Genomic DNA, 6619 nt, shown 5'->3' on the forward strand with positions numbered 1-6619 from the left:
GGCTCGGAGAACCCCGCCGAACTGGAGGCGGAGCTGACCCGCCTCCGCGCCGAACTGGGCGCCTACCGCGCGGCCCTCTCCCGCCCCTTCCCGGTGGCGGTCCTCCACTGGCCGAAGGCGGAGCTGACCGAGCTCCTCACGGCCTACGCCGCCCTGGCCGCGGAGTACCCCTCCCACGAGACCCACCTGGCGACGATAGAGGCCTCCCTGCGCGAGCTGGCCTCCTCCGGCACCCCGAACCTGGGCATCGTCACCGGCACGGTCCCCTCCTACGAGGCCTTCGCGGCCTCGGAGGGCGCGTCCCCGTCCGATCCCGCCCTGCTCCCCCAGTACGCGACGACCCTGGCAGCCCGGGGCCGGGCAGTGGCCTGGCCACCGCAGCGGGGGGCGGCCTGCTGGTGCGGCTCCGGCCAGACGTACGGCGACTGCCACGGGACGGCCACCCCCGCCCGAACCGCCTGAAGGCAGGAGGCGGCAGAGTCCCACGGGAGCGCGGGATCGAGAAGGACGAGAAGGAACGGGACATGTCCAGGGATGTCCGGGGACGGTCCGGCCGACGACAGAACCGAAGGCGATCCGTCATCAACTTGTGAGCATTTCCTGTCGACCGGTGGGCAGGCTACGGCAACTCCAGCACGTATCCCCACCCCTCACGCCCTGAGATGCACAAGAGTCGTCCCCGAACATCTGGAGCAGTTGTGTCCGTCAACGACGCCCGCAGGGCGAGACCCACTCCGAAGACGATCCTGATCTGGACGGGCGTCGCCCTGGTCGGCGCCGTCGCCTGGGGCATGGTCGCTCTGTCCAGGGGCGAGGAGATCTCCGCCATCTGGCTGGTCGCGGCAGCGCTCGGCTCGTACGCGATCGCCTACCGCTTCTACTCGCGTTTCATCGCCCGCCGTGTCCTGAAGGTCGACGACAGCCGCGCCACACCCGCCGAGCGTCACGACGACGGGATCGACTACCAGCCCACCGACCGGCGCGTCCTGTTCGGCCACCACTTCGCCGCCATCGCGGGCGCCGGACCGCTCGTCGGCCCCGTCCTGGCGGCGCAGATGGGCTACCTTCCGGGCACGATCTGGATCATCGTCGGCGTGATCTTCGCCGGGGCCGTCCAGGACATGGTGGTGCTCTTCCTCTCCACGCGGCGGGACGGCAAGAGCCTCGGCCAGATGGCCCGCGAGGAGATCGGCCGGGTGGGCGGCACCGCGGCGCTGATCGCCGTCCTGGCCATCATGGTCATCCTGCTGGCCGTGCTGGCCCTGGTGGTCGTCAACGCGCTCGCCGCATCGCCCTGGGGCACCTTCTCGGTGGCCATGACGATCCTCATCGCCCTGTTCATGGGCTTCTACATGCGCTACCTCAGGCCCGGCCGGGTCCTGGAGACCAGCCTCATCGGTGTCGTCCTCCTGCTGCTGGCGATCGTGGGCGGCGGCTGGGTCGACAGCTCCTCCTGGGCGGAGGCGTTCACCTGGTCGCCGACCACCCTGGTCTTCTGCCTCGTCGGCTACGGCTTCGTCGCCTCGGTGCTGCCGGTGTGGATGCTGCTGGCCCCGCGCGACTACCTGTCGACCTTCATGAAGGTCGGCACGATCGTGCTGCTCGCGGTCGGCGTCATCGTCACCGCGCCCATGCTGAAGAACGACGCCGTGACCCCGTTCGCCTCCTCGGGCACCGGGCCGGTCTTCGCCGGGGCGCTGTTCCCGTTCCTGTTCATCACGATCGCCTGCGGCGCCCTGTCCGGCTTCCACGCGCTCGTGTCGTCCGGCACCACTCCCAAGCTCATCCAGAAGGAGTCGCAGGTCCGGCTGATCGGCTACGGCGCGATGCTCATGGAGTCGTTCGTCGCCGTGATGGCGCTCGTCGCGGCGTCCGTGCTCGACCCGGGCCTGTACTACGCGATGAACGCACCGGCCGGCCTGCTCGGCACCACGGTGGACAGTGCCTCCCAGGCGGTGGCGAGCCTCGGCTTCACCATCAGCCCCGAGGACCTGGCGGCGGCCGCCCGCTCGGTCGAGGAACAGAGTCTGATCGCCCGTACCGGCGGTGCGCCGACCCTCGCCTTCGGCATGGCGGAGATCTTCTCCGGGGTGTTCGGCGGGCACGCCATGAAGGCGTTCTGGTACCACTTCGCCATCATGTTCGAGGCGCTGTTCATCCTCACCACGGTGGACGCGGGCACCCGGGTCGGCCGCTTCATGCTCCAGGACATGCTCGGCAACGTCTGGAAGCCGATCGGCCGGGTCACCTGGAAGCCGGGCATCTGGATCACCAGCGCCGTCATCGTCGGCCTGTGGGGCTACTTCCTCTACGTCGGCGCCACGGACCCGCTCGGCGGCATCAACCAGCTCTTCCCGCTGTTCGGCATCGCCAACCAGCTGCTCGCGGCCATCGCGCTGACCGTGTGCACGACCCTGCTCATCAAGTCCGGGCGACTGCGCTGGGCGTGGGTCACGGGCATCCCGCTGGTGTGGGACGTGGCCGTCACGTTCACCGCCGGCTGGCAGAAGATCTTCCACAGCAACCCGAAGATCGGCTTCTTCGCCCAGCGTCAGCTGTACGCGGACGCGCTCGACGACGGAAAGGTCCTCGCCCCGGCGAAGTCGCTCGACGACATGAAGACCGTGGTCCTCAACTCCACGGTGGACGGCGTCATCATGATCGTCTTCCTCGTGCTGGTCGCACTCGTGATCGGCCACGCGGCCGTGATCTGCGTCAAGGCCGTACGGTCCGCGCAGCCGCTGCCGACGACGGAGACCCCGTACGTGGAGTCCACGATCATCCTCCCCGCGGCCCGCTCCAAGGTGCTGGCCGGCGCGTCCACGGGGCAGGCCGAGCGGGAATGAGTGCGGGAACGAGAGCGGACGGCAGAGCGGCGGCGCTCCTCGGCCCGCTGACCCGGCTGCTGCGGGGCGTCCGCTGGTACCTGAGGGAGATCTCGGGCACAGCGAACTACGAGCGCTACTGCCGACGGTACGAGGAGCGGCACCCCGGCGAACCGGTGCCGACCCGGCGCGACTACGAGCGCCACCTCACCCGCCACCGCGAGGCCAACCCACAGGGCCGCTGCTGCTGAAGGGCACCTGGGGCAGGGCATACCGGCCTTGCCCCAGGAGCGGTTCACCTCGGGCGGCTCACCTCCGATGGCCCTCCACTGGTCGGCCGGAGGGAGGTCGGAGGGAGGCGGGGGCTCGGCGCCACCGGGACCCGCCGCCCCGGAAATGGGGGTGCGCCCGCATGAGCCAGGGGGCATGCTGCTGCGATGGACCAGATCCGGGAGATCGCAGAGCTGGTCGGCGATGTGCTGGGGCACGCCGCCATCGGGACGTACCTCCACGGGTCCTCCGTCCTCGGGGGCCTCAAACCGACCAGCGACGTGGACGTCCTGGTGGTCTCCCGGCGACGCATGGACGGCCGGGAACGACAGGCGCTTCTCGACGGACTGCTGAACATCTCCGGCTCCGGTGCCAGTTCCGGTTCCGCTTCTGGCTCCACGGGCGAGGCCCGCCCGGTCGAGCTCACGGTCACCGTCCAGTCCGACGTCCGCCCGTGGCGGTTCCCGCCGACCGGCGACTTCCTCTACGGCGAGTGGCTGCGCGACCGGTTCGAGGCGAGCGGGCCCCCTCAGCCGGAACCGATGCCGGACCTGGCGCTCCTGATCACGATGACGCTGGCCGGCAACCACCCGGTCACCGGCCCGCCCCCGGCCGAGGTACTGGACCACGTCCCGCCCGCCGACCTGGTCCGGTCGAGCGTGTCAGGCATCCCCGGCCTGCTCGACGACCTGGACGGCGACACACGCAACGTCGTCCTGACCCTGGCCCGCATCTGGACGACGCTCGCCACCGGCGAGATCAGACCGAAGGACAACGCCGCCGACTGGGCACTCGCCCAACTCCCCCCGGCCCAGCGCCCCGTCCTGGAACACGCCAGGGAGCTGTACCTCAACTGCCGTTACCCCGAAGAGAGCTGGAGCCAGGAGCTGAAAGCACGGGTACGCCCCCACGTGGACGCGGTGCTCACCGAGATCGACCGACTCACACACCGCTGAGGCGCGCGGGAACCGCCCCCGAGGTTGCTCCGGCCACCGCAGGCCGACCCGATTCGAAGGCCGTCACGAGCTGGTCGAGCAGGGGCGCCGTGGAAGGGTGCGGGTCGCGACGTGGTGTGATCGTGTAGATGCCGCGGGTCGGGGGATCGACGAGGGCCACTGCGGTCAGGTCGGCCCGCAGCGCGGACGCCAGCACTCCGGGTATCAGCGCGATGGCGTGGCCCGCCGCGACCAGAGCCGTCTTGCCGGGCAGATCGGCCGCGGTGAGGTCGATGCAGGCGGTCACTCCGGCGCGGGCGGCGTGCTGGCGCAACAGTGCCGCGGAGCCCTCGTTGTCCTCCACCCAGGTCTGGTCGGCCAGCGCCCGGATGTGCACCGGGCCACGCCCGGCCCGCGGGTGGTCGACGGGCAGCACGACGACCATCTCGTCCATCCCCAGGAACCGCCGTTCGAGACGCGGGTCGTTGGGCAGCCCCGGTGGTGCGTCGGTGACGACGGCGACGTCGAGGTCGCCGGAGACCACGCGGTCGTGCAGTTCCAGACTCAGCCCGGGCAGCAGGCTCCACCGGACGGGTCCGGCCGTGTCCAGCAGGCGGCGGATCGCCACGGGCACGATCCCGGCGGCCAGTGACGGCGTCGCCCCGACGGCCAACGGCCGACCCGACGCACCGTCACGCAGATCCCGTACGGCACGGACGGCCCGGTCGGCCTCGTCGAGCGCTGCCATGGCGTGGTGGCGGAACACCTCTCCGGCAGGCGTCGGACGCACGCCCCGCACATGCCGCTGCACCAGCGGCACCCCGAGCTCGCGCTCCAGCCCGGCGATCTGCCGGGAGACCGCCGATTGCGTATAGCCGAGCTCGCCGGCCGCGGCCGACAGCGACCCGAGCCGGCACACCGTCACAAACGTCCGCCATGCAGTGAGCACCATGGCACAAGCATGCCCGCAGGCATGCAGACCTCGCATGGCTACCCTGCGACATCTGCGCTTGTCGCACCTCTCCCGATGTCCCACGCTCGGACGCATGACCACACCGCACACCGTCGCCGTCCTCGGCCTGGGCCGCATGGGCACCGCGATCGCGACACGACTCGCCGACCACGGCTGGGCCGTCGCCGGCTGGACACGGTCCGGTCGCACGGCAGGCGCCGCCGAAACGACCCACGACCCGAACGACGCCGTAGCGAAAGCCGACATCGTGCTCCTGTCACTGTTCGACGGCCAGGCGTGCCGGCAGGTCGTCGACCACGTCCGCGACTCGCTGCGACCGGGCACGATCGTGCTGAACACCAGCACCATCGCCCCCGCCGAGGCCTCGGCGCTGGCCCGGCGGCTCGGCCCGTCCTACGTCCACGCTCCCGTGCTCGGCTCCGTACCGACCGTCACTGCCGGCGCCCTGCGGATCCTCGCCGCAGGCGACCAGGAGGCGCTCGACCGGGTCCAACCCGTGCTGCGAGCGCTCGGCACCGTGCGGCGCGTGGACGGCGCCGCCACCGCCGCGGCACTCAAGCTGGTCGCCAACAGCAGTCTCGCCGGCGCCGTCCTCGCGCTGCGCGAGTCACTGCGGCAGGCCGACGCCCTGGGCCTGCCCCGCGCCCAGGTGCTGGACGTCCTCGAACTCGGTCAGCTCGGCGGGCTCGTCACCCGCAAGCGCACCTTCCTCGCCGACCGGCCAGCTGCGACCGGGGCCCCGGCCGAGTTCACGATCGGCGCGCTGGCCAAGGACATGGCCCTGCTGGCCGCCGCGTCGGACAGCCCCCTGCGCAGCGCGGCCGACCTGGCCGCCACCCCTGCCGATCCCGAGGCCGACATCGCCGTTGCCGCCACGGTCCCCGCCGTGGACGACGCCGTACTCACACCACTGCGCGCCTACATCCGCGGCCACGCCACCGGCGACCCCGCCCACTTCCGCGACGCGTTCCTGCCCACCGCCCACGTCGAGGGCATCCGGGACGGCGCGTTCGTGTCATGGCGCCTGGACGAGTACTGCGCCCTCTTCCCCGGCCGCCCGGCCCCGGACGAAGCGGCCCGCTCCCGCCGCATCGACACCATCGACGTCCACGACACCGTCGCGACCGCGTCCATGACCCTCCGGCACGGCGCGGACACCTTCACCGACGTCTTCCTGCTGGCCCGCGTCGACGGCGGGTGGCGCATCACCAACAAGGCCTACCACCGAACGATGGCCAGCGGCGCGGAGCGTTCTCCCTGAGTACGCCCGCGCCCCGGCTCACAGTCGCTGTCCAACCGCTGCCGCATTACGCACTGTTGCCGTCCCGGCACTCGCGATAGCCTGCGTGGTGACCGGTGGCGGCACGACCAGTTGACACGCGAGGGGGACCGTGGGGCGGCGCGATGTGCGAGATCACTACGAAGGACTCGCAGCCGAATACGACGAACACTGGGTCTACGGCCCGGAGTACATCCCCTGGATGTCCGGCCGGATCGCGGAGGCACTGACGCTCGGCCCGGACGACCGGATCGCCGACATCGGCTCTGGCACGGGCCTGTTCGCCCGCGAAGTGGCCCGGCAGGTCCAGCCCCGCCACCCCATCCTGTGCGTCGAC

The 6619-nt window shown here is 71.3% G+C and carries 6 protein-coding genes and 1 pseudogene; 6 read left to right on the forward strand and 1 reads right to left on the reverse strand.

Going from position 1 to position 6619, the window contains the following annotated elements; all coding sequences use genetic code 11:
* From C1I97_RS28110 to C1I97_RS28125, 4 genes are all read left to right on the forward strand, one after another.
* A partial coding sequence (locus C1I97_RS28110) for an SEC-C domain-containing protein (protein ID WP_146608314.1) occupies nt 1–462 on the forward strand: 462 nt, incomplete at its 5' end.
* Between the two features lie 200 nt (nt 463–662).
* Nucleotides 663–2846 (forward strand): carbon starvation CstA family protein, encoded by a 2184-nt coding sequence (locus tag C1I97_RS28115; protein WP_111005943.1) that lies wholly within the window; start codon nt 663–665, stop codon nt 2844–2846.
* Entirely contained in the window at nt 2843–3076 is a 234-nt protein-coding gene (locus C1I97_RS28120; RefSeq protein WP_111005944.1) for a YbdD/YjiX family protein, read from the forward strand. Before C1I97_RS28115 ends, C1I97_RS28120 begins: the two co-directional genes overlap by 4 nt.
* A 186-nt stretch (nt 3077–3262) precedes the next feature.
* Nucleotides 3263–4051 (forward strand): aminoglycoside adenylyltransferase domain-containing protein, encoded by a 789-nt coding sequence (locus tag C1I97_RS28125; protein WP_111005945.1) that lies wholly within the window; start codon nt 3263–3265, stop codon nt 4049–4051.
* Here C1I97_RS28125 and C1I97_RS28130 read toward each other — a convergent pair.
* Nucleotides 4038–4982 (reverse strand): LysR family transcriptional regulator, encoded by a 945-nt coding sequence (locus C1I97_RS28130; protein ID WP_111005946.1) that lies wholly within the window; start codon nt 4980–4982, stop codon nt 4038–4040. The genes C1I97_RS28125 and C1I97_RS28130 overlap by 14 nt on opposite strands.
* Before the next feature lie 34 nt (nt 4983–5016).
* Between C1I97_RS28130 and C1I97_RS28135 the strand changes: the two genes are divergently transcribed.
* Together C1I97_RS28135 and C1I97_RS28140 are read left to right on the forward strand one after the other, a co-directional pair.
* Nucleotides 5017–6264 carry a nuclear transport factor 2 family protein gene (locus C1I97_RS28135; protein ID WP_369008370.1) on the forward strand — a complete coding sequence of 416 codons (1248 nt, stop codon included), beginning with the start codon at nt 5017–5019 and terminating at the stop codon, nt 6262–6264.
* A 145-nt stretch (nt 6265–6409) separates the two neighbouring features.
* Nucleotides 6410–6619, forward strand: a pseudogene (locus C1I97_RS28140) (class I SAM-dependent methyltransferase); the annotation flags it as partial.

It is taken from the genome of Streptomyces sp. NTH33 (assembly GCF_003236365.1).
In the GTDB taxonomy this organism is placed as follows: domain Bacteria; phylum Actinomycetota; class Actinomycetes; order Streptomycetales; family Streptomycetaceae; genus Streptomyces.

Excerpts from the sequence above, each read along its gene's own strand:
- C1I97_RS28120 (WP_111005944.1), top strand. The coding sequence starts at position 2,843 with ATGAGTGCGGGAACGAGAGCGGACGGCAGAGCGGCGGCGCTCCTCGGC.
- C1I97_RS28115 (WP_111005943.1), top strand. The coding sequence starts at position 663 with ATGCACAAGAGTCGTCCCCGAACATCTGGAGCAGTTGTGTCCGTCAAC.
- C1I97_RS28130 (WP_111005946.1), bottom strand. The coding sequence starts at position 4,982 with ATGGTGCTCACTGCATGGCGGACGTTTGTGACGGTGTGCCGGCTCGGG.
- C1I97_RS28135 (WP_369008370.1), top strand. The coding sequence starts at position 5,017 with ATGGCTACCCTGCGACATCTGCGCTTGTCGCACCTCTCCCGATGTCCC.
- C1I97_RS28125 (WP_111005945.1), top strand. The coding sequence starts at position 3,263 with ATGGACCAGATCCGGGAGATCGCAGAGCTGGTCGGCGATGTGCTGGGG.